Source organism: Cupriavidus sp. 207A1 (assembly GCF_057798955.1).
Window position 1 is genome coordinate 13,600 of the sequence record NZ_JBYOJO010000002.1, and the last position, 20,544, is coordinate 34,143.

Below are 20,544 nucleotides of genomic sequence, written 5' to 3' on the forward strand. Positions count from 1 at the left end.
GCCTCCCGATGCTGATTGTGAACATCGGACGACACGCGGCGTCAGGAGCAAAAAAATGGCCACGAGGACCGATGACTTCATCATTTAAGGCAGGCACCGCGCGAATGTAAATGCGCGCTGCGCGCGGCGCATTCCGCGGGTGGGGCCCGGATCCAGCCGTGGCCGCGCGGCCTATCATGGAGGCACGGCGGCACGGTGCCCGCGCGCCGTGCGCCTGCACGATGGACCCTGCCAGCCAACCTCCCCTGTTCCTGTGCGGCGACGTGATGACCGGTCGCGGCATCGACCAGATCCTGGCGCATCCCAGCCAGCCGCTGCTGCATGAATCGTACGTGCATTGCGCGCTCGACTACGTGCGCCTGGCGGAACGCAAGGCCGGCCCGATCGCACGCCCGGCCGGGTCGGACTATCCGTGGGGCGATGCGCTGGCGGAACTGGCAAGCCGCGCCGCGCGGCCGCGCATCGCCAACCTGGAAACCGCCATCACCACCAGCGACGATGCCTGGCCAGGCAAGTCCGTGCACTACCGCATGCATCCGCGCAACGTCGATTGCCTGCAGGCCGCCGGCATCGACTGCGCGGTCCTCGCCAACAACCATGTGCTGGACTGGGGCCGCGCGGGCCTGGCCGATACGCTGGACGCGCTGGACGGCGCGCACATCGCGCACGCCGGGGCCGGCGCCGACGAGGCCAGCGCGGCACGCGCCGCAGTGCTGCCTCGGCCCGGCGGCGGTCGCGTGGTGGTGCTCGCCTTCGCCATGACTAACGCCGGCACGCCGGCGGCGTGGCGCGCCACCGCCGGGCACTCGGGCGTGAACCTGCTGGACGACTGGTCCGCGGCCTCGCAGCAACACATTGCCGCGCAGGCGCGCCAACTGCGGCGCCCAGGCGATGTCATGGTGCTGTCGATCCACTGGGGCCCGAACTGGGGCTACCACATCGACCCCGCGCAGCGCGCCTTCGCCCGCGCGGTGGTCGAGCATGCAGGCATCGACATCGTGCACGGGCATTCCTCGCACCATCCGCTCGGCATCGAGCTGCATGCCGGCAAGCCTATCCTGTATGGCTGCGGCGACTTCATCAACGATTACGAGGGCATTGGCGGATACGATAGCTACCGCCCCGACCTGGCGCTGATGGCATTCGTCAGCTTCGCTGGCGGAGGCAGTGCGGAGCTGCGGCTGGTGCCTTTGCGGCGCAGCCACTTCCGGCTGGCGTATGCGCGCGAAGTCGACATGGCATGGCTGCAAGCCATGTTCGAAGCACAGGGACGCGCGCTTGGCACACGCGTGGCGCGCAGCGGACTGCACGAGTTGCGGCTATGGGCGGCATGAGCCGCAAGCCTACCCTGACACGATTCCGGTACTTGCCGGTGCTTGCCCGCACTTGCAAAAGGGCCGGCGCAAAAACAGAAAGGCCAGCGCGATGGCTGGCCTTCCCGTTCATTCAAGTGCCACGTGTGTCGGTTCGGTGTAACGCTTCCACAGAGTGCTGATCCGCTTCTGCATTCATTGCCCAACGCTAGCTCGGTCGCCCATCCTGCGGCACCCCAGGACATACCTGCAGGATAGTACAAATCCCCGCGGATCAAAGCGGGATCAACGAAGCGCACGCTTCAGCCGACCATGATGCGGTCGTCGACCAGCCGGATCTGGCCACCGGGCTTGTCTTCCATCACTTTGAGCACGCGGCTGCCCACCTGCAGCGTGACCCCGCCATGGATGCGCCGCGGGGCGTCGATGACGGCCTCGGCGGCGGGCTGCATCTGCTGCCCCAGGTCGGTCAGGCGCGCCTCCAGCTCGAACAGGTCGCGCGACAGCTTGAACAGGGTCGCGCGCGCCTTTTCGCGCAGGTCGCCGACGGCGCGCTCCGGGTGCTTGGCAAAGAAGTCCACCAGCTGCCTGACCTTGTTCTGCTCTTCCAGCATGCGCCGGCGCTCGGCCTCGAGCGCGGCGCGCTGGGCGTCGGCATAGGGATTGAGGCCGACCTGGATGCTGGTGGCGGTGCCGGCCGGCGCGCCCAGCACCGCGGCGTGCACCGCCAGCAAGGCGCGGCTGCGGCCGCCGCTGATGCTGCCCTGCACGCCGGTGCCGCCCACCACGATGCGCTGGCCGGCGGCGACATCGCTCTGGCGGATGCCGCTGTCGACGGTGACTTCGGTGCCGGCCTCGACCACCGCATTCTCGATGAAGCGCGCCTTCACCGCGCCCTTGCAGCGCACGCTGGCGCGGCTGATACCGCCTTCGGCATGGGCGCTTTCCGACTTGCCGATAATGCCGCCCTTGACGATGACGTTGCCGCCGGCCTCGACGCTGGCGGCTTCGATGGTGCCTTCGACCACCACGTCGCCGCTGACGTTGACCGACATGCCGGTGCGGATGTCGCCCGACACGCGCAGCGTGCCATCGAACGCCACGTTGCCGGAGTGCAGGTCCACCGATTCCACCTGCACCACGGGACTGACCGAGATGCCGTAGACCCCGACCACCGGCGACCCGGCTATCACCGCGCGCAGCAGCCCGGGGTCGTCCGCATCGGTCGCCGCGCCGGTCAGGCCCTCGGCAAACGGCGGGTCGTCGACCGGATCGGCGGCGATCGGCTGGCCGAACACGTCGACGCCGGCATGGCCCGGCACCGCCGCAATGCGCCGCATCAGCGGCGTGCCGGGACTGACCAGCAGCAGGTTGCCCAGCTCGCGCAGGTCCACCTTGCCGGCATCGTCGTCGCGCTGCGCCGGCTTGCGTGGCTCCAGCAGGTTGATAAAGCGCGCCGGCTCGCCCTGCCGCGGCGCCATGCCGGCGGCAATGGTGCGCAGCTCGCAGCCGCCTTCGGCCAGCGCGGCGTCCAGCGCGAGGGATTGAATCGGCGCCACCACGCCGCGCTCCGCGACGGCGCGGCGGATCTCGTCCGCGCTGACCGGCCGGCCGCCCTCCGGCGGCATCAGCGTCAGCCGCACCGCCAGGCCGTCGGCGGTGATGTCGAGCTCGAACGCGCCGTCGACCAGTGCGCCGATGGTGGCGTCGATCTCATGCTCGGCCCGCTGGCATTGCGCCAGGAACTGCGCCACCGCGCGCGCATCCAGCCGCGCGCCGGACCAGCCCAACCCCTCCAGGCACTGCTGCAGGGTGGCCAGGTCCGGCGGCAGCCGGCCCGGCTGCGGCGTGTAGCGTGCATGCACCTGTTCGCCCGGCTCGGCAAGCTCCAGGCGCAGTCCCGATTCATGCGTCATGCGTCCCCTGAATCGTCTGGCGGCGACGGCGCAAGCCGGCGCTCTGCTTGTTATCGATTCATCACCAACGGCAGGAGCGCCGGGAACTTTAGCGAACAACGGTGCCGCGGCGAGTACCGGGCGACTTTTCGGTAAACTGTCGCCATTCCGGGGGCGCGCCGCGCCCCGCAGCCTGTGCAGTCCCTCTCCATGTCAAACACCCACGAAATCCGCCCCGGCCAGTCCATCGAGCTGCTCAAGGAACTCCATATCCTGACCCGCGACGGCAAGATGAACCAGGACAGCCGGCGCAAGCTCAAGCAGGTCTACCACCTGTTCCAGTTCATCGAACCGCTGCTGCAGGAAGTCAAGGCCGCGCGCGGCCGCGTCACGCTGGTAGACCACGGCGCCGGCAAGTCGTACCTGGGCTTCATCCTGTACGACCTGTTCGTCAAGGCCCTGCAGGACGACTCGCACATCTATGGCATCGAAACCCGCGAAGAACTGGTGAAGACCTCGCAGGCGCTGGCGGCGCGGCTGGGTTTTCCGGGGATGTCGTTCCTGAACCTGTCGGTGGCGGACTCGATCACCTCGCCGCAGCTGCCGCCCACCGTCGACGTGGTCACCGCGCTGCATGCGTGCAATACCGCCACCGACGACGCCATCCGCTTCGCGCTGGCCAAGCGCGCGCAGCACATCGTACTGGTGCCGTGCTGCCAGGCCGAGGTGGCAAGCGTGCTGCGCAAGCACAAGGGCAAGCTGCTGGCGGGCAATCCGCTCACGGAGATCTGGCGCCACCCGCTGCATACGCGCGAGTTCGGCAGCCAGGTGACCAACGTGCTGCGTTGCCTGCAGCTGGAGGCGCACGGCTACCAGGTCAGCGTGACCGAGCTGGTCGGCTGGGAACACTCGATGAAGAACGAGCTGATCATCGCGCAGTACAAGGACCTGCCGCGCCGGCGTCCGGCCGAGCGGCTGGAAGAGGTGCTGGGGCGGCTGGGACTGGAAGAGCTGCGCGAGCGCTTCTTCACCGAGCCGGCAGCGGTGGCGTAACTACGGCTTCCCGGACTCGGAACCTGACTCGGTCCCGGGTTCAGCCTCGCCCGCCATCCAGCGTCGCCAGCCCTCGTGGCCAAGGCGCCGCATGACCGCCTGGTTGCGCTCGTAGATGTCCGCCGCATCTGGAAACGCCGCCGCCGCGCGCGCGATCGAATCCTCGCGCAGCAGGTGCAGGATGGGGTACGGCGCGCGGTTGGTGTAGTTCTCGATATCGTCCGGCTCGGTCCCGGCAAACTGGTAGTGCGGATGGAAGCTGGCGATCTGCAGCGTGCCTTCCAGCCCCAGGCTGGCGAGCAGGCGTTCGGCGAAGTACAGCAGGTCGTTGAAGTCGAGGAAATCGGCCACCGCGTGCGGCAGGATCAGCAGGGTGGTGTCGATCTGCGCCGGATCGGCATCGGCCAGCAGGCGCAGTTCGCGCTCCAGGTCATCCATCACATCGGGCGCCTCGGTGACAGCGCTGACCACATAGCGCACCTGCTCCTTCACGTACACGCTCTTGGCGAACGGGCACAGGTTGAGCCCGATCACCGCGCGTTCCAGCCAATGGCGGGTGGTGGCAATGACGGCATCATCGGGCTGGCTGGCGGAGTGCGTGGCGGAAGACATGATGGCAACGTGCGGCAAACCGTCATTCTAGCGCTGCCGCAGGCTCTATAATCCGCGGCGGAAACACCCCCTGTCCTGCCGAGCCCCGCCGATGCCCTCTGCCGCCACGCCCGCCCCTGACCATGCCACTCCCGACGTTGCCGTCATCGGCGGCGGCCCGGCCGGCCTGATGGCCGCCGAAGTGCTGGCGGCGCAGGGTGCCAGCGTGGCCCTCTATGACGCGATGCCGTCGGTCGGCCGCAAGTTCCTGATGGCCGGCAAGGGCGGCATGAACCTGACCCATGCCGAGCCGGAGCCGGCCTTCCTGGGCCGCTACGGCGCGCGCACCGGGCAACTCGCGCCGATGCTGGCGGACTTCGGCGCGCAGGCGCTGCGCGACTGGGTGCATGGGCTTGGCATCGAGACCTTCGTCGGCAGCTCCGGCCGCGTCTTCCCCACCGACATGAAGGCCGCGCCGATGCTGCGCGCGTGGCTGCACCGGCTGCGCGAGTCGGGCGTGCAGTTCCATATGCGGCATCGCTGGCTGGGTTGGGACGATGGAGACGGCGATGACGGCGCCCGGCATGCGCTGCGCTTTGCCACGCCGCACGGCGACACGGTCGTGCGCGCGCGCGCCGTGGTGCTGGCGCTGGGTGGCGCCAGCTGGGCCAGGCTGGGGTCCGATGGCGCATGGGTGCCGCGCCTGGCCGGGCGCGGCGTCGAGATCGCGCCGCTGCGTCCCGCAAACTGCGGGTTCGACGTGGCATGGAGCGAGGACTTTGCCGCGCGCTTTGGCGGCGCGCCGGTCAAGCCGGTGGCAATCGCGCTGAATGACCGTGACGGACACGCGCACTACCGCCAGGGCGAATTCGTCATCAGCCGCGACGGCATCGAAGGCAGCCTGGTCTATGCACTGTCGGCACCGATCCGTAACCGCATCGAAGCCGATGGCGAGGCCACCATCCATCTCGACCTGCTGCCGTCGCACAGCGCCGAACAGGTCAGTGCGCAGGTCGAGCATCCACGCGGCTCGCGTTCGTTGTCGAGCCACCTGCAGAGCCGGCTCGGCATCACCGGCGTCAAGGCCGGACTGCTGCGCGAATGCCTGTCCCGCGACGCCATGCTCGATCCCGGCACGCTGGCCCTGTCACTGAAGGCGCTGCCATTGCGCGTGCTGCGCCCGCGCCCGATCGACGAAGTCATCAGCAGCGCCGGCGGCGTGCGCTTCGAAGCGATGGATGCCAGCCTGATGCTGCGCGCCGTGCCCGGTGTGTTCTGCGCGGGCGAGATGCTGGACTGGGAAGCGCCCACCGGCGGCTACCTGCTGACGGCATGCTTCGCCAGCGGCCGCACCGCGGCGCTGGGAGCCGCGGCTTATCTCAGGACGCAGGCTTAAACCGCCCTGCCGCCGACGATGCTGAGCGCCACCGCCTCGGCCACTTCGATGCCGTCGATCGCCGCGGAATAGATGCCGCCCGCATAGCCCGCGCCCTCGCCCGCGGGGTACAAGCCCTTGACGTTGATGCTCTGGTAGTCGTCGTGGTTGCGGCGGATGCGCAGCGGCGACGAGGTGCGCGTCTCCACCCCGGTCAGCACCGCGTCATGCAGCGCGAAGCCCGGCAGCTTCTTGTCGATCTCGGGAATGCCTTCGCGGATCGCCTCGATCACGTAGTCGGGCAACGACGTGCTCAGGTCGGTCGGGGTCACGCCCGGCTTGTACGAAGGCTCGACCGAGCCCAGCGACGTCGACGCGCGGCCGGCGATGAAGTCGCCGACCAGCTGGCCCGGCGCATTGTAGTTGCCGCCGCCCAGCTCGAACGCGCGCTCTTCCCACTTGCGCTGGAACTCGATGCCGGCCAGCGGGCCGCCCGGGTAGTCTTCCGGCGTGATGCCGACCACGATGCCGGCGTTGGCATTGCGCTCGGCGCGCTTGTACTGGCTCATGCCGTTGGTCACCACGCGGCCGGGCTCCGATGCCGCCGCCACCACCGTGCCGCCCGGGCACATGCAGAAGCTGTACACCGAACGGCCGTTGCTGCAGTGGTGCACCACCTTGTAGTCGGCCGCGCCCAGCAGCTTGTTGCCCGCGAACTTGCCAAAGCGGCTGCGGTTGATCAGCCCCTGCGGATGCTCGATGCGGAAGCCCAGCGAGAACGGCTTGGCCTCCATGAACACGCCGCGCTCGTGCAGCATCTGGAAGGTATCGCGCGCGCTGTGGCCCACCGCCATGATGACGTGGTCGGCCTCGAGATACTCGCCGTTGGACAGCGTCAGGCCGCGCACCTGGCCGCCATCGATATCGATGTCGTCGACGCGGGTCTCGAAGCGGATCTCGCCGCCCAGCTCGATGATCTCGGCGCGCATCTTTTCGACCATGCTGACCAGGCGAAAGGTACCGATATGCGGGCGCGCCTTGAACAAGATGTCTTCCGGTGCGCCGGCGCGCACGAACTCGTTAAGCACCTTGCGGCCATAGTGCTTCGGGTCCTTGATCTGGCTGTACAGCTTGCCGTCCGAGAAAGTGCCGGCGCCGCCTTCGCCGAACTGCACGTTCGACTCGGGATTGAGCACGCTCTTGCGCCACAGGCCGAAGGTGTCCTTGGTGCGCTCGCGCACTTCCTTGCCGCGCTCCAGGATGATGGGGCGGAAGCCCGACTGCGCCAGGATCAGGCCGGCCAGCAGCCCGCACGGGCCCATGCCGATCACCACCGGGCGCGGATGCGTGCCGCCCTGCGGCGCGCGCGCGACGAAGTGGTACGCCATGTCGGGCGTCACGCTCCAGTTCGGCTTGCCGGCCATGCGGCGGATGGCCGCGGCCTCGTCGCTCACCTCGATATCGATGATGTAGGTCAGCTTGATATCCGAGCGCTTGCGCGCATCGTGGGCACGGCGGAATACGGTATAGCCGATCAGGCCGTCTCCCTTGACACCGATCTGCGCGGCACCGGCGCGCACGGCGGCGTCGAGGTCGCTTTCGGTATGGTCGAGCGGGAGTTTGACTTCACTTAGACGTAGCATGGGGAACCCGGGAACTGCGGCCGGGGGGTTGGGCACACCAATGTGCCAGGCCGGCCGGAGCGCAATTTTATCGTCTTTGGCGCGCCGGGTCGGGAATCCGCAGCGGAGCCGGCCCGGCGGCCGGGCGCGGACGGTGCCAGGGCAATACCAGGCACGCCCGCAACCGAGCCAGCCAACCCGGCGGCACCGTGACCGATAACGCTCCGCCCCGGCTCGCCGACACCGTCAGCCAGCCGCGCGCTGGAACGATCCAGGTGTCGCCCGCGCGCAGACGCCGCTGCGGCATGTGGCAGTGGCCGGCGAGCCATTGCATCGGCCCGGCCAGCGCCATCTCGCCGGCGGTGGCGTGCAGCACGGTGCCGGCCGCCACATGCAGCCGCAGGACCTGGCCGGCCGGCAGTGGCATCACGGTCGGGGTGTAGTCGAGATCGCTTGGCATGGCAGGACTCCGGTAGCTGGCACAGGACTCCAGCCTATCGACCGCCTCGCGCGCGCGGCAGGCACAAGGCCGCATCGCGGCGACCGGAACAGCAGCCAGGATTTCCGCCTGTTACGATACAGCGCCCCCGCCTCTGTATCTGTATCGATGCGGCCCGACACGCCACCATGCCGCCATGGACACCACACCGCTCTATCGCCAGCTTGCCGGCCATTACCGCCGCGCCATCGACTCCGGCACGCTCGCCGCCGGCGACCGCATGCCGTCGGTGCGCGCGCTGATGGCGCTGCACGGCGTAAGCCTGTCGACCGCGCTGCAGGCCTGTCGGCAACTGGAAAGCGACGGCCTGCTCGAAGCGCGGCCGCGTTCCGGCTACTTCGTTGCCGCGCCGCGGCGCGCAGCACTGGCCGCGCTGTCCGAACCCGCCGCCGCGTTGCCCGACCCGGCCCAGTATGTCGGCATCCACCAGCGCATTTCCGGCCTGCTCGCGCGCGGCCAGCACGAGCACGTGCACACCAACCTGGGCGGCGCCTACTGCGCGCCCGCGCTGTACCCGACCGAGGCCCTGCGCAGTGCAGCGGCGCGCGCGCTGCGCCGGCATCCGCAGCTGTTCGGCGAGGGCGTCGAGCCCGACGGCTACCAGCCGCTGCGCGCCGCGATCGCACGGCAGGCGCTGCGCAGCCGGGTGCAGCTGGCCCCGGAAGAGATCGTCATCACCAACGGCTGCACCGAGGCCCTGAACCTGGCCCTGCGCGCGGTGGCGGGCCCCGGCGACGTGATCGCGGTGGAGTCCCCCACCTACTACGGCCTGCTGCAGATCCTGGAAAGCCTGGGCATGCGCGCGCTGGAAATCCCGTGCAGCCCGCAGACCGGCCTCTCGCTCGAGGCGCTGGAGCTGGCGGCGCAGCACTACGACAACATCCGCGCGGTCGCGGTGGTGCCGAACCTGCAGAACCCGCTCGGCTGCATCATGCCCGACGCGCACAAGGCGCGGCTGGTGCAATGGTGCGAGACGCGCGGCATCGCGCTGATCGAGGACGACTGCTTCTCGGCCACCGCCGACAGCGACGCGCCGCCGGCCGCGGCCAAGGCCTGGGATGGCAGCGGCAACGTGATCCACTGCGCGTCGCTGCACAAGGTGCTGGCGCCCGGCATGCGGCTGGGCTGGATCGCCGCGGGCAAGTGGCAGGCGCGCGTCGAGATGCTGAAGTTCGGGCTGTCGCGGCCCAACGAGATGCTGTCGCAGATGGCCGCCGCCGATTTCCTGGCGTCGGGCGCGCATGACCGCCACCTGCGCCGGCTGCGCACGCGGCTGCGCGGGCAGCGCGAATGGTTCACGCAAACCATCGCCGCCAGCTTTCCCGCCGGCACGCGGCTGGGCGCGCCGCGCGGCGGCATGCACCTGTGGGTGGAGCTGCCCGCGCAGGTCTCGTCCGAGGCGGTGTTCGACCAGGCGCTGCAGGCCGGCATCCGCGTGATGCCGGGCGTCATGTTTTCCAACGCGGGGCGCTTCGACCACTGCCTGCGCATCAACTGCGGCGCGCCACGCTCGGCGCAGATCGAGCGCGCGCTCGGCACGCTCGCCACGATCGTGCAGCGGCTGGCGGGCTGAAGCCGAGTTGGCCGGCGCCCGGGCCGGCGCCGTTTTGCAACAACCCTGCCCTTTTACCGGCCGCTCGCCTATCCTAGTGCGCTGGCGCGCACGCGGCTGCCCGGCTGGTCCCCGGCGGCCCCGCTCGCATCGGTTGCCCACGGCCGCCGCGCGCCTGCAACAAGAACAAGGAGAATGGCCTTGACCAGTACATCCGTGGCGCCATCCGCCGGCAAATGTAGCGGCGACCCCACCCGCACCCTTCCCGACGATTACCAGGCCCTGTTCCAGCTGGCACCCGTGTCGCTGTTGCTGGAAGACTTCAGTGCGGTGCGCGAGTGCTTCGCGCAATGGCGGCAGCAGGGCATCACCGACCTGCGCGCGCACCTGCGCGACGATCCGCGGCGGGTGGCGCAGTGTTCCGCGCTGATCCGCGTGATCGCGGTGAACCGGCGCACGCTCGAGTTATTCCGCGCGGCCGACCTCGACGACCTGGTGGCCAACCTCGACACCGTGTTCCGCGACGACATGTTCGAGCAACATGTCGAAGAACTGGGCCAGCTGTGGGACGGCGCCAACGGCTTTGCCAGCCAGACCGTCAACTACGCGCTGGACGGCGCGCGGCTCGACATCCAGCTCGAGGCCACGGTGATGCCGGGGCACGAACAGACCTGGGAGCGCGTGCTGCTGTCGATCAAGGACATCACCCCGCGCCTGCGCAGCGAGCGCGAGCTGCGCCGCAGCGAGCAGTATGCGCTGGGCCTGTTCGAGCATTCGCCGGTGTCGCTGTGGGTCGAGGACTTCAGCGCGGTCAAGGTACTGATCGACGAGGTGCGCGCCGCGGGCATCACTGACTTCCGCACCTTCCTCAACGTCCACCCTGACTTTGTCTCGCGCTGCATGCAGGAAATCCGCGTGCTCGACGTCAACCAGCAGACCCTGCTGATGTTCGGCGCCGACAGCAAGGCCACGCTGCTGTCGCGGCTCGGCGACGTGTTCCGCGACGACATGCGCATCCACTTTGCCGAGCAGCTGATCGACCTGTGGCACGGCCGGCTGTGGCAGCAGCGCGAAGTCATCAACTACGCGCTCGACGGCCGCGCCGTCGACGTGTTCATGCAGTGGTCGGTGTTCCCCGGGCGCGAGGCGGACTGGGACCAGGTGCTGGTGTCGCTGACCGATATCACGGCGCGCAAGAAGGCCGAAGCCTATGTCGAGTTCCTCGGCAAGCACGACGTGCTGACCAAGCTCTACAACCGCGCCTACTATGAGGACGAACTGGCGCGGCTGGGCCGCAAGGGCCCGTGGCCGGTCAGCGTGGTGGCGGTCGACCTGAACGGGCTCAAGGTCGTCAACGACCAGTTCGGCCACGCCGACGGCGACAGCCTGCTGCGCCGCACCGGCGAGGTGCTGAAGAAGGCCGTGGGCGAGCAGGCCTGCGTGGCGCGCACCGGCGGCGACGAGTTCATGGTGCTGCTGCCCGGCCGCGACGAGCGCGGCGCCGCCACCGTGGTCGAGCAGATCGGCAAGGTGGTGGAGCTGAACAACCAGTTCTACCCCGGCACGCGGCTCAGCTTCTCCATCGGCCTCGCCACCTGCCAGGCAGGCGAACGCCTCGGCGACACCGTCAAGCTGGCCGACAGCCGCATGTACCAGGCCAAGCGCGACCACTACGCCGCGCTCGCCAACGAACGCCGCCGCGACTGAAGGCCGGGCGCTACGGCGCGACGCCTCAGCCCGGCGTGCACTCGCCGCGCAGCAGCGCCCATTCCTCGCACTGCTTGCCCGACGGGAAAGTGCAGATGCCGGTCTGGCCCGCCGGCGTCGACACGATCTGCAGCTTGCCGCCGCGCTGCGCGCAGTTGACCGAGGCGGGGTTGGCCATGCCGATGGCGGCACCAGTGCTGGCGGGGCGCTCGGCGGGCGCGGTGGTGCAGGCGGCCGCGGCAAGGCTGGCGGTCAGCCCGAGGGCTACGGGAACAAGGCGCATCGGCATCTCCGGCAGGAGCAAACAGGTCCGCAAAACGAAAGAGCCGGCTGGCGCCGGCTCTCTTGCTGCTTACAGGTAGACGATCAAACCCACGCCCAGCACGATCAGGCCGAACTTGGCCACGTAGTAGAGCTGGCGGTTCCAGGCCTTGAAGCGGCGGCGATACTGGCCGCCCAGCCAGACAAAGCGGAACAGCCGGTTGATCATGCCGGTCTGGTCGTGCTCGTCGTTGGGCGAGCTGGCCGCGGTCATGACCTTGCGGCCCATCCAGTGGTTGAATTTCGCGGCCCAGCCGTAGCGCATCGGGCGCTCGATATCGCAGAACAGGATCAGCCGGTTGGCGTCGCTGCGGTTCTCGGCCCAGTGCAGGTAGGTCTCGTCGAACACCACCCCTTCGCCGTCGCGCCAGCTGTGGCGCTCGCCGTCGACCTCGATAAAGCAGCGGTCGTCGTTGGGCGTGGCCAGCCCCAGGTGATAGCGCAGCGAGCCGGCAAACGGGTCGCGGTGGGGATTGAGCTTGCCGCCGGGCGGCAGCTCGGCGAACATCGCCGCCTTGACCGTGGGCAGCTCGCGCAGCAGCGCCACGGTCTTGGGGCACAGCTGCTCGGCCGACGGATGCTGGGCCTCATACCACTTCAGGTAGAAGCGCTTCCAGCCGTACTTGAAGAAGGAATTGAAGCCGGCGTCGTCGTTCTTGTCGGCAGCCTTGATCTTGCGCATCGCCGCCAGGGCCAGGCCTTCATCGCGGATCTCCGGCCAGGCGGCGCGCAGCTTTTCCAGGTCGGGGAAACTGTCGACCGGGATGTACGGGGTGCGCGGCACGCCCGAGAACGCGTACATGAAGCAGTTGATCGGCGCCACCAGGGCCGAATGGTCCAGCAGTTGGCGCCACAGGCGCAGGCGCACCTTGCCGCGGAAGTGCACATACAGGATGGCACCGAGGTAGCCCGCGACGATTATCCACTTGATCACCGAAATCCTCCTGGTCAGCCGCCTCCGCCGCATGGCACGCCGCGGCCCGGCCGGGTGAAAACCGGTATTTTAGCGAAATGGCTGGACCATCGCACTTTGCGACGGTTGCGGCACACGAGTGGGGCCGGCGACCGCGCCGCGTGGTTGCGCCTGAAAGCAGCGAATCAGACGTCGCCACGCGACTGGCGGGCGATGCGCTCGATCAGCGCGCGCGCGTCGTCGGGCTGGCCCTGCAGCGTCAGCAGGCGCGCGTTGAGCACCAGGTTCTCCAGCACCAGCTTGGCGGTCGAGGCCCACATCGTGGCCAGCAGTGCCTCCACCGGCAGGCCGGACGCTTCCAGCTCGCTGGAGCGCTCGGCGATCAGGCGGCAGGCCAGCCGGCGCAGCGCGGCGTCGTCGAACGGCAGGTCGGCGTAGTCGATCGGGTCTTCCTTCTCGACCTCCGTCATCAGTTGCAGCAGGGTGTCTTCGGTCATGGGCAGACTCCTGGCGAGGGGACGTCACACTCGAAACAAAGCTAAAGCAGCGCGGGCCGCCTTGTCAATCGACAAGCCGGCGCGCGCTGGTCAGGCAGCCAGGAGTGCGGGCGTCAGAGCGCCGGCGGCTGGCGGCGGAAGCCGACGCCGAAGCGGTTCCACGCGTTGATCGCCGAGATCAGCAGCGTCAGGTCGGCCATTTCCTTTTCCGAGAACTGCTCGCGCAGGGCCTGGTAGTCCGCATCCGGCGCCTGGCTTTGCGGCAGCAGCGTCAGCGCCTCGGTCCACGCCAGCGCGGCGCGCTCGCGCGGGGTGAACCAGCCTACTTCCCGCCACGCCGGCAGCAGGCTCAGGCGGCGGTCGCTTTCGCCATGCTTGCGCGCGTCGGTCACGTGCATGTCCAGGCATAAGGCGCAGCCGTTGATCTGCGAGGCGCGGATCTTGACCAGTTCCTTCAGCGTGGTTTCCAGCGAGCAGCGTGCCAGGTAGACCTCGACGCCGATCATTGCCTTGTAGGCATCCGGGGCCACGTCTTGCCAGTTCATCCGTTCTTCCATGATCGATCTCCGTAGACAGTTGGATTCAGGTTCGATTGCAACGGGCGCTGGGACGGCGCCCGACGGAATGAAAGATAGATCCCCACATTGGCCCCGTACACTGCCAATTTCCGGCAGAATCAGTAGACCAATCGTGATAGACCCCACCTACCATGGAACTGCATCTGGCCCTCGACCACGCCGGCGACCTGACCGCGCAGATCGTCCACCACATCCGCGACGCGATCCAGGGCGGCCGCCTCGAAGCCGGCGCGCGCATGCCGCCCTCGCGCCTGCTCGGCACGCAACTGGGAGTGGCGCGCAAGACCGTGACCACGGCCTATGAGCGGCTGGTGGCCGAAGGCTGGCTGCACGCGCGGGTCGGCGACGGCACCTATGTGGCGCAAGGGCTGGCGCGCCCGGCGGTGCGCATCGCCGCGGCGCCGGTGCTGCCGCCGGCGGTGCAGCGCTGGCTGGCCGTGCCCACGCCGTTCCTGGCCGCGACAGGCGGCGCCCGCTATGCCTTCCAGCCCGGGCAGGCCGATACCACCCGCTTTCCGCATGAGGCCTGGTCGCGCTGCGTGCGCGCGGCGCTGGCGGCCGAACGCACGCGCGCGCCCGGCCCGCCCGACGCCGCCGGCGAGATGCCGCTGCGCCACGCCATTGCGCGCCATATCGCCTTCACCCGCGGCGTGCAGAGCGCGCCGACCGATATCCTCGTCACCAGCGGCGCGCAGCAGGGCATCGACCTGCTGGCGCGCCTGCTGCTCGGGCCGGGAGCGGTGGTGGCGATGGAAGATCCCGGCTATCCGATGGCACGCGCCTTGTTCCAGGGCCTGGGCGCGCGGGTCGTGCCGGTACCGGTCGACAACGAAGGCCTGGTGGTGGCGGCGCTGCCCAACGACGCCACCCTGGTCTATGTCACGCCCTCGCACCAGTCGCCGCTGGGCGTGCCGATGAGCCTGGCGCGGCGCCAGGCCCTGCTCGACTGGGCCGCGCGCCGCCATGCGGTGATCCTGGAAGACGACTACGACAGCGAGTTCCGCTACGGCGGCCAGGCGCTGGACGCGCTGCAGACCCTCGACCGGCATGGCCGCGTGGTCTACCTGGGCACGTTCTCCAAGACCCTGGCGGCCAACCTGCGCGGCGGCTATCTGGTGGCGCCGCCGTGGCTGATGCCGGCGGCGCGCAAGGTCAAGCACCTGATGGACTGGTACACGCCGACGCTGCTGCAGCAGGCGCTGGCGCGCTTCCTGTCCGAAGGCCACCTGCTGCGCCATATCCGGCGTTCGCATGCGCGCCATGCCCAGCGCCGCGCGCGCCTGCTGGCGCGGCTGCAGGGCGACCTGTCGCCGTGGCTGGAGCCGCTGCCGGCGGTGGCCGGCTTCCACCTGGCGGCGCGGCTGCGGGTGCCGGTGGCCACCGAGGCGCTGGTGTCGATGGCGCGGCTGGCGGACCTGGAACTGGCCACGCTGGACCCCTGCTATGCCAGTCCGCCACCCAGTTGCGCCGGGCTGCTGCTGGGCTTCGGCGCGATCGACCTGCTGGATATCGACCCTGCCCTGGACCGGCTGGCGATGGTACTCTCTGCCTTGGCTCCCGCCCCGTCGCGCCCCGCGTGATGCGGCCGGCACCGGGAGACGCCAGCCACTCACGGCAAGCAGGTGACACACCTGCGACATGGCGCCTCAGTCATACTTGCCGGGCGAATTTGCTGTGAACAAAACGGATGTACGAAAGTCTCATTCGCTCTTCCAACCAACCCGAGTCGCGTTCATGACCAAGCGTTTGTTGTCCGCCATGCGTCAGTACGCATGGTTTGCAGGGGTGAAGCACCATGTCGTGCAGGGCGTCGAAGCCCTGGCCGAGCTGCTCAAGTCCCCGTCCGCCGCGGCGCGCGCCGTCGCGGCCATCGTTGCCGAAACCGAGCAGGGCGTACAAGTCTGGGTCTCGTATTTCGGCAAGCCGCTGGACCCGCACACCAACTATGTGCTGTGGCCGAACCGGGCGCTGCGTCCGGCGCGGCGGCGCATCCAGCCCTCTCCCATCGAACTGCTGCAGAACCAGCGACGGCGCGACGACTAGTCGCCCTGTCCATCCGCGCCGATCCAGCGCCGCGCGCCCGCCAGGGCGCGCCGGCAGCGCTCAGGCGTCGGCCCAGCGCCGCAGCAGGTTGTGATAGACGCCGGTCAGGCCGATCAAAGATTCGTGCGCCTGGCCGAGTTCCTGCGCCACCTGGCGGATGCGTCCATCCAGCACAGGCCCCGAACAAGATTCATTATTGTTTGATCCCGGGCAGGCGGCGCCTTCACTACAATGGTTCGGGTATGCCGTCATCGACAAGGAGCAGACATGTCCGAACCGCTACACGACGAAGCGCTGGTCAACCTCTACCTGGAACGCATCTCGGCCCTTTCGGTCAGCGCCTTCGATGGTGCCGACGTCAGCGGCGAACTCGATGCGGTGATGCGCGAAGCCGTGACCAAGTGCCAGGCCGCCGGCGGACCGCAGGCACAGGGAACGCTGACGGTGCTCGCCGCGCGCTTGCGCGATCGCGCCGAGGCAGCCGATCGCGAAGACCAGCCGCTGGTGCGCGATACCTTCAGGCTTGCGGCGGAACGCGTGCCGGCATGACATTGCGTGCGAGTCCATGCCCGCACAGGACGCATTGGCACCGATGTCGAAACACTAAGGGGATTTGGCCGGTCGGCCTGAGAAACAACGCTGGAAAGATTGCGGCGGTTGCCGCGGATGGCGAATGCCAGGGTGTTGGTTGCGGGGGCAGGACTTGAACCTGCGACCTTCGGGTTATGAGCCCGACGAGCTGCCAACTGCTCCACCCCGCGTCTGAAGGAGATGAATTATGGGTGATCCGACGGCGCATGGCAAGCACTATTTGCGTCGGCACAGCAAATCGTTCGCCGCCGCGGGCAAGTCGATACATCACAACGTGACATAAACCGCTGCGCGCGCAACGGCTTGCCGCGCTTACTCGGCAGGTCCCAGCAGACGGTCGACCAGCGCATAGCCGGCGCCGAACGCAGCCACCTCGGCCGCATGGCGCGTGGAGAACTGCTGCGGCCCGCTGGCCAGCAGTTCGGTATCGCCGGCATCGGCCGGATCGGCACCTTCCTGCGACACGCGCACCTCGTAACCCCAACGGCCGATGCTGCCCTGCCCCTGCGGCGACACCAGGACGTAGACGTCCATGCCGCGATATGCCTCGACGCGCCAGTCAGCGTTGTCCATGCGAGCGACTCCCGGATCCGTGATGGTTCTTCGAGACTAGGAGGCGGCACGCGCGACCGCAAGGCATAACGCGGGCGCGCGGCAAGACGGTACAGACAAACCGAGCGGCAAAGAAAAAGGGCTTCCGTTTCCGGAAGCCCTCTTCTTTCTGCATAGGTGGCGCGGCTGGCAGGATTCGAACCCACGACCCCTTGGTTCGTAGCCAAGTACTCTATCCAACTGAGCTACAGCCGCACGCGAGAAAAAGATTATAACCCAGTTTTCGTTTTTGTGAAGCCCCCCTCCAACTTTTTTGCGATCTTTATTGGGGTGGGTCGACGCCGCCGCGCCACCGGGGCGGCCCGGCAGCGGGCTTTTCCTATAATGGCAGATTGAAGAAGTGACCCGGACCATGAACAAGGCATTTGTCAAAGAGTCCTCTGGCGACGAGGACGACGATCTCCCCGAAGGCGCAGCACCGCTGCCTCCCGGCACCAAGAACTACATCACCGCTGAAGGCTATGCGCGCCTGCGCAACGAGCTGATGCAGCTGATCGATGTGGAGCGGCCCGACGTGGTACAGATCGTCTCGTGGGCCGCGTCCAACGGCGACCGCTCCGAGAACGGCGACTATCTCTATGGCAAGAAGCGCCTGCGCGAGATCGACCGCCGCATCCGTTTCCTGACGCGCCGCCTCGACAAGGCCGAAGTGGTCGACCCGTCCCTGCAGGGCGACAACGACCAGATCTTCTTTGGCGCCACCGTCACCTACGCGCATGCGTCGGGCGAAGAGACCACCATCACCATCGTCGGCATGGACGAGGTCGATCTCGACCACAACCACGTCAGCTGGATCTCGCCGATTGCCAAGGCGCTGCTCAAGGCGCGCGAAGGCGACACCGTGGCGTTGCGCACGCCGGCCGGCGTCGAGCAGATCGATATCCTGGAAGTCCGCTACCCGGCGCGCAAGCAGTAAGCCGGCGCCCCGGCGCTTCAATTGTCGTTGCGGTCGCGGAAGATGCGGATGACGTCGGGGTTGCGGCGCAGCCCGCGCATCACGTTGGCCAGGTGCAGGCGGTTCTGCACCTGGATGATGAACTGCATGTAGGTGGCTTCCTGCTGGCCGGCGTCCTGCTGTTCCATCGCCACGTGGGCAACGTTGGCGTCGGCGGCGGTCAGGTCCGCCGCCACGCGCGCGACGATGCCCTTGACGTTGCGCACCATCACCTTGATCGACACATCGAAGGCGCGCGTGGTCTTCTTTGCCCACATGACCTCGATCCAGTGCTCCGGATCCTTGCTGTGCAGGCGCTTGGCGATCTTGCAGTCCTGCACGTGGATCTGCAGCCCTTCGCCCTTGCCCAGGTAGCCGACGATTGAATCGCCGGGGATCGGGCGGCAGCACGCCGAGAAGATGATCGACATGCCTTCGTCGCCGGTGATCGGCACCGCAGGCGCTTCCTCGCCGGCAAAGGTCTGCACCGCCGCCAGCAGCGCGCTGTCGACATCGCCGGACAACTCCTGCAGCAGGATCTCCATGCGCTTGGCCACCACCGCCGGCACGCGCCGGCCCAGCGCCAGGTCGGCGAAGATGTCTTCGCGCTGCTTGTTGCCGGTCCACTGGATCATGCGGTCCCACACCGACTGCGGCACCGCCTTCAGCTCGATGCCGAGCTGGCGCGCCGACTGCTCCAGCAGGCGCTCGCCCAGCTGGATCGCCTCGTCCAGCTTGGTGGTCTTGAGGTAGTGGCGGATCGCCGCACGCGCCTTGCCGGTGCGCACGAACGACAGCCAGGCGGGGTTGGGCTTGGAGTACGGCGCCGTCACCACCTCGACGATATCGCCGCTCTTGAGCTCGGTGCGCAGCGGCAGCATCTCGTTGTTGATCTTGACCGCGACGCACTGGTTGCCCAGGTCGCTGTGCACCGCGTAGGCAAAGTCCAGCGCGGTGGCGCCGCGCGGCAGCGCGCGGATATGGCCCTTGGGCGTGAACACGTAGACCGCATCCGGGAACAGGTCGATCTTGACGTGCTCGAGGAATTCCTGCGAATCGCCGGTCTGGCTCTGGATATCGAGCAGCGACTGCAGCCACTGGTGCGCCTGCTGCTGGATATCGTTGGCGTGGTCGGCCTGATGCTTGTACATCCAGTGCGCGGCCACGCCGGCCTCGGCGATCTGGTGCATGTCGCGCGTGCGGATCTGGAACTCCACCGGCGTGCCGAACGGACCCACCAGCGTGGTGTGCAGCGACTGGTAGCCGTTGATCTTGGGGATCGCGATGTAGTCCTTGAACTTCCCTGGCATCGGCTTGTACAGGCCGTGCAGCGCCCCCATCGCCATGTAGCAGTGCATCTGCGTTTCCACCACCACGCGGAAACCGTACACGTCCAGCACCTGCGAGAACGACAGCTGCTTGTCGTGCATCTTGCGGTAGATGCTGTACAGCGTCTTCTCGCGCCCGGACAGTTCAGCGACGATGCCGGCATCGGCCAGCGCCTTCTGCGCGGCCTCGAGGATGCGCTTGACCACCTCACGCCGGTTGCCGCGCGCGGCCTTGACGGCTTTTTCGAGCGTGGCGTAGCGGAACGGCGAGCCGACCTTGAACGACAGTTCCTGCAGCTCGCGGTAGATCGTGTTGAGACCGAGACGGTGCGCGATCGGCGCATAGATCTCCATGGTCTCGAGCGCGATGCGGCGGCGCTTCTCCGGCGGCACGAAGTCGAGCGTGCGCATGTTGTGCGTACGGTCGGCCAGCTTCACCAGGATCACGCGCACGTCGCGCGCCATCGCCAGCAGCATCTTGCGGAAGCTTTCCGCCTGCGCCTGCTCGCGGCTCTGGAATTCGAGCTTGTCCAGCTTGGTCAGGCCATCGACCAGTTCGGCGACCTTGGGACCGAACTTCTCGGCCAGCTCGCTCTTGGTGATGCCCTGGTCTTCCATCACGTCGTGCAGCAGCGCCGCCATGATGGACTGCACGTCCAGCTTCCAGTCCGCGCACAGCTCGGCCACCGCCACCGGATGGGTGATGTAGGGCTCGCCGCTCTGGCGGTACTGGCCGAGGTGGGCCTCGTCGGAAAACTGGAAGGCCTCGCGTACCCGCGCCAGGTCGGGCGCCTTCAGGTACGCGAGCTTTTCCATCAGCCGGGTGATGGAAATGACCTGCTGGCGCGGCGGCACCGCCGGCTGCGAGGTCGGGCCGAAGAAGTGCCGGTATGACTGCGCCAGCACTGCATCGATAAACAGGCTGTCGGCTGCCGGCGGCGCCACTTGCTGCGCCGCGACCAGTTCGTCCTGCACGGGGGTGCCCCGGGTCTTGCCGGGCGCCAGCGCGGGCGCGACGGCGCGCTCGCCGACGACATCGTCGCCGAGCGGATCGGGAAGATTGGGAGCGCCGGTGCGCGCGTTCACGGAAGACTGGCCCGGGATGGTGCGCTTACGCGCC

20 protein-coding genes and 2 tRNA genes are annotated in these 20,544 nt (G+C 68.3%); 9 read left to right on the forward strand and 13 right to left on the reverse strand.

Annotated features, from left to right (window positions below; genetic code table 11):
* The first annotated feature begins 221 nt into the window (after window positions 1-221).
* Window positions 222-1,334, forward strand: a complete 1,113-nt coding sequence (locus AC3FMM_RS02735; protein WP_240991246.1) for a CapA family protein — start codon at window positions 222-224, stop codon at window positions 1,332-1,334.
* Window positions 1,335-1,615: 281 nt separating this feature from the next.
* Here the strand turns inward: AC3FMM_RS02735 and AC3FMM_RS02740 are convergent, their stop codons facing one another.
* Entirely contained in the window at window positions 1,616-3,229 is a 1,614-nt protein-coding gene (locus tag AC3FMM_RS02740; protein ID WP_488686097.1) for a flagellar assembly protein A, read from the reverse strand.
* A gap of 189 nt (window positions 3,230-3,418) precedes the next feature.
* Here AC3FMM_RS02740 and AC3FMM_RS02745 point away from each other — a divergent pair, with 189 nt between their 5' ends.
* Entirely contained in the window at window positions 3,419-4,261 is an 843-nt protein-coding gene (locus AC3FMM_RS02745) for a class I SAM-dependent methyltransferase (protein ID WP_488686098.1), read from the forward strand.
* Here AC3FMM_RS02745 and AC3FMM_RS02750 read toward each other — a convergent pair whose 3' ends face one another.
* A complete protein-coding gene (locus AC3FMM_RS02750) occupies window positions 4,262-4,873 on the reverse strand; it encodes a DUF1415 domain-containing protein (protein WP_488686099.1) in 612 nt (203 codons plus the stop codon).
* Window positions 4,874-4,964: 91 nt separating this feature from the next.
* On the opposite strand from AC3FMM_RS02750, the gene AC3FMM_RS02755 reads away from it, so the two are divergent.
* Entirely contained in the window at window positions 4,965-6,248 is a 1,284-nt protein-coding gene (locus AC3FMM_RS02755) for a TIGR03862 family flavoprotein (protein WP_488686100.1), read from the forward strand.
* Here the strand turns inward: AC3FMM_RS02755 and AC3FMM_RS02760 are convergent.
* Both AC3FMM_RS02760 and AC3FMM_RS02765 read right to left on the reverse strand, forming a co-directional pair.
* Window positions 6,245-7,870 (reverse strand): NAD(P)/FAD-dependent oxidoreductase, encoded by a 1,626-nt coding sequence (locus AC3FMM_RS02760; RefSeq protein WP_115708697.1) that lies wholly within the window; start codon window positions 7,868-7,870, stop codon window positions 6,245-6,247. The genes AC3FMM_RS02755 and AC3FMM_RS02760 overlap by 4 nt on opposite strands.
* A 67-nt stretch (window positions 7,871-7,937) precedes the next feature.
* Window positions 7,938-8,309, reverse strand: coding sequence for a hypothetical protein (locus AC3FMM_RS02765; protein ID WP_488686101.1), 372 nt, complete (start codon window positions 8,307-8,309; stop codon window positions 7,938-7,940).
* 175 nt (window positions 8,310-8,484) lie between these two features.
* Here AC3FMM_RS02765 and AC3FMM_RS02770 point away from each other — a divergent pair, with 175 nt between their 5' ends.
* Together AC3FMM_RS02770 and AC3FMM_RS02775 are read left to right on the forward strand one after the other, a co-directional pair.
* Complete coding sequence (locus AC3FMM_RS02770) at window positions 8,485-9,921, forward strand: aminotransferase-like domain-containing protein (protein WP_488686102.1); 1,437 nt, start codon at window positions 8,485-8,487, stop codon at window positions 9,919-9,921.
* Window positions 9,922-10,101: 180 nt separating this feature from the next.
* Window positions 10,102-11,607, forward strand: coding sequence for a sensor domain-containing diguanylate cyclase (locus AC3FMM_RS02775; protein ID WP_488686103.1), 1,506 nt, complete (start codon window positions 10,102-10,104; stop codon window positions 11,605-11,607).
* Window positions 11,608-11,632: 25 nt separating this feature from the next.
* Here AC3FMM_RS02775 and AC3FMM_RS02780 read toward each other — a convergent pair whose 3' ends face one another.
* The 4 genes from AC3FMM_RS02780 to AC3FMM_RS02795 form a co-directional block, all read right to left on the reverse strand.
* Window positions 11,633-11,890 carry a putative hemolysin gene (locus AC3FMM_RS02780; protein ID WP_115708691.1) on the reverse strand — a complete coding sequence of 86 codons (258 nt, stop codon included), beginning with the start codon at window positions 11,888-11,890 and terminating at the stop codon, window positions 11,633-11,635.
* Between the two features lie 69 nt (window positions 11,891-11,959).
* On the reverse strand, window positions 11,960-12,862 hold the full coding sequence (gene lpxO / locus AC3FMM_RS02785; protein WP_115706358.1) for a lipid A hydroxylase LpxO: 903 nt from the start codon (window positions 12,860-12,862) through the stop codon (window positions 11,960-11,962).
* Between the two features lie 164 nt (window positions 12,863-13,026).
* Window positions 13,027-13,338: a hypothetical protein gene (locus AC3FMM_RS02790; protein WP_326346738.1), complete on the reverse strand. Its 312-nt coding sequence runs from the start codon at window positions 13,336-13,338 to the stop codon at window positions 13,027-13,029.
* A gap of 113 nt (window positions 13,339-13,451) precedes the next feature.
* Window positions 13,452-13,895 carry a carboxymuconolactone decarboxylase family protein gene (locus tag AC3FMM_RS02795; protein WP_488686104.1) on the reverse strand — a complete coding sequence of 148 codons (444 nt, stop codon included), beginning with the start codon at window positions 13,893-13,895 and terminating at the stop codon, window positions 13,452-13,454.
* 152 nt (window positions 13,896-14,047) lie between these two features.
* Here AC3FMM_RS02795 and pdxR point away from each other — a divergent pair, with 152 nt between their 5' ends.
* Complete coding sequence (pdxR, locus tag AC3FMM_RS02800) at window positions 14,048-15,496, forward strand: MocR-like pyridoxine biosynthesis transcription factor PdxR (protein WP_326347427.1); 1,449 nt, start codon at window positions 14,048-14,050, stop codon at window positions 15,494-15,496.
* 154 nt (window positions 15,497-15,650) lie between these two features.
* The gene (locus tag AC3FMM_RS02805; protein WP_018006974.1) at window positions 15,651-15,959 is read left to right on the forward strand and encodes a hypothetical protein; all 309 of its coding nucleotides are present in this window, start codon (window positions 15,651-15,653) and stop codon (window positions 15,957-15,959) included.
* A 60-nt stretch (window positions 15,960-16,019) separates the two neighbouring features.
* Here the strand turns inward: AC3FMM_RS02805 and AC3FMM_RS02810 are convergent, their stop codons facing one another.
* The gene (locus tag AC3FMM_RS02810; RefSeq protein WP_240987651.1) at window positions 16,020-16,133 is read right to left on the reverse strand and encodes a hypothetical protein; all 114 of its coding nucleotides are present in this window, start codon (window positions 16,131-16,133) and stop codon (window positions 16,020-16,022) included.
* A gap of 93 nt (window positions 16,134-16,226) precedes the next feature.
* On the opposite strand from AC3FMM_RS02810, the gene AC3FMM_RS02815 reads away from it, so the two are divergent.
* Window positions 16,227-16,508: a hypothetical protein gene (locus AC3FMM_RS02815; protein ID WP_115708683.1), complete on the forward strand. Its 282-nt coding sequence runs from the start codon at window positions 16,227-16,229 to the stop codon at window positions 16,506-16,508.
* Between the two features lie 136 nt (window positions 16,509-16,644).
* Here AC3FMM_RS02815 and AC3FMM_RS02820 read toward each other — a convergent pair.
* The 3 genes from AC3FMM_RS02820 to AC3FMM_RS02830 all read right to left on the reverse strand — a co-directional run bounded on the left by AC3FMM_RS02820 (window position 16,645) and on the right by AC3FMM_RS02830 (window position 17,357).
* Window positions 16,645-16,720, reverse strand: a tRNA-Met gene (locus AC3FMM_RS02820).
* A gap of 142 nt (window positions 16,721-16,862) precedes the next feature.
* Complete coding sequence (locus tag AC3FMM_RS02825; protein WP_062797485.1) at window positions 16,863-17,123, reverse strand: hypothetical protein; 261 nt, start codon at window positions 17,121-17,123, stop codon at window positions 16,863-16,865.
* Between the two features lie 157 nt (window positions 17,124-17,280).
* Window positions 17,281-17,357: transfer RNA gene (locus AC3FMM_RS02830), tRNA-Arg, on the reverse strand.
* 157 nt (window positions 17,358-17,514) lie between these two features.
* Between AC3FMM_RS02830 and greB the strand changes: the two genes are divergently transcribed.
* Window positions 17,515-18,078, forward strand: a complete 564-nt coding sequence (gene greB / locus AC3FMM_RS02835) for a transcription elongation factor GreB (protein ID WP_115679771.1) — start codon at window positions 17,515-17,517, stop codon at window positions 18,076-18,078.
* 17 nt (window positions 18,079-18,095) lie between these two features.
* Here the strand turns inward: greB and AC3FMM_RS02840 are convergent, their stop codons facing one another.
* Window positions 18,096-20,510 carry a RelA/SpoT family protein gene (locus AC3FMM_RS02840; RefSeq protein ID WP_115711590.1) on the reverse strand — a complete coding sequence of 805 codons (2,415 nt, stop codon included), beginning with the start codon at window positions 20,508-20,510 and terminating at the stop codon, window positions 18,096-18,098.
* Window positions 20,511-20,544 lie beyond the last annotated feature (34 nt).

Bases quoted from the DNA above. Each gene is read 5' to 3' on its own strand.
- AC3FMM_RS02735 (WP_240991246.1), top strand. From the start codon at position 222: ATGGACCCTGCCAGCCAACCTCCCCTGTTCCTGTGCGGCGACGTGATG.
- AC3FMM_RS02740 (WP_488686097.1), bottom strand. From the start codon at position 3,229: ATGACGCATGAATCGGGACTGCGCCTGGAGCTTGCCGAGCCGGGCGAA.
- AC3FMM_RS02745 (WP_488686098.1), top strand. From the start codon at position 3,419: ATGTCAAACACCCACGAAATCCGCCCCGGCCAGTCCATCGAGCTGCTC.
- AC3FMM_RS02750 (WP_488686099.1), bottom strand. From the start codon at position 4,873: ATGTCTTCCGCCACGCACTCCGCCAGCCAGCCCGATGATGCCGTCATT.
- AC3FMM_RS02755 (WP_488686100.1), top strand. From the start codon at position 4,965: ATGCCCTCTGCCGCCACGCCCGCCCCTGACCATGCCACTCCCGACGTT.
- AC3FMM_RS02760 (WP_115708697.1), bottom strand. From the start codon at position 7,870: ATGCTACGTCTAAGTGAAGTCAAACTCCCGCTCGACCATACCGAAAGC.
- AC3FMM_RS02765 (WP_488686101.1), bottom strand. From the start codon at position 8,309: ATGCCAAGCGATCTCGACTACACCCCGACCGTGATGCCACTGCCGGCC.
- AC3FMM_RS02770 (WP_488686102.1), top strand. From the start codon at position 8,485: ATGGACACCACACCGCTCTATCGCCAGCTTGCCGGCCATTACCGCCGC.
- AC3FMM_RS02780 (WP_115708691.1), bottom strand. From the start codon at position 11,890: ATGCGCCTTGTTCCCGTAGCCCTCGGGCTGACCGCCAGCCTTGCCGCG.
- AC3FMM_RS02790 (WP_326346738.1), bottom strand. From the start codon at position 13,338: ATGACCGAAGACACCCTGCTGCAACTGATGACGGAGGTCGAGAAGGAA.
- AC3FMM_RS02795 (WP_488686104.1), bottom strand. From the start codon at position 13,895: ATGGAAGAACGGATGAACTGGCAAGACGTGGCCCCGGATGCCTACAAG.
- pdxR (WP_326347427.1), top strand. From the start codon at position 14,048: ATGGAACTGCATCTGGCCCTCGACCACGCCGGCGACCTGACCGCGCAG.
- AC3FMM_RS02805 (WP_018006974.1), top strand. From the start codon at position 15,651: ATGACCAAGCGTTTGTTGTCCGCCATGCGTCAGTACGCATGGTTTGCA.
- AC3FMM_RS02815 (WP_115708683.1), top strand. From the start codon at position 16,227: ATGTCCGAACCGCTACACGACGAAGCGCTGGTCAACCTCTACCTGGAA.
- AC3FMM_RS02825 (WP_062797485.1), bottom strand. From the start codon at position 17,123: ATGGACAACGCTGACTGGCGCGTCGAGGCATATCGCGGCATGGACGTC.
- greB (WP_115679771.1), top strand. From the start codon at position 17,515: ATGAACAAGGCATTTGTCAAAGAGTCCTCTGGCGACGAGGACGACGAT.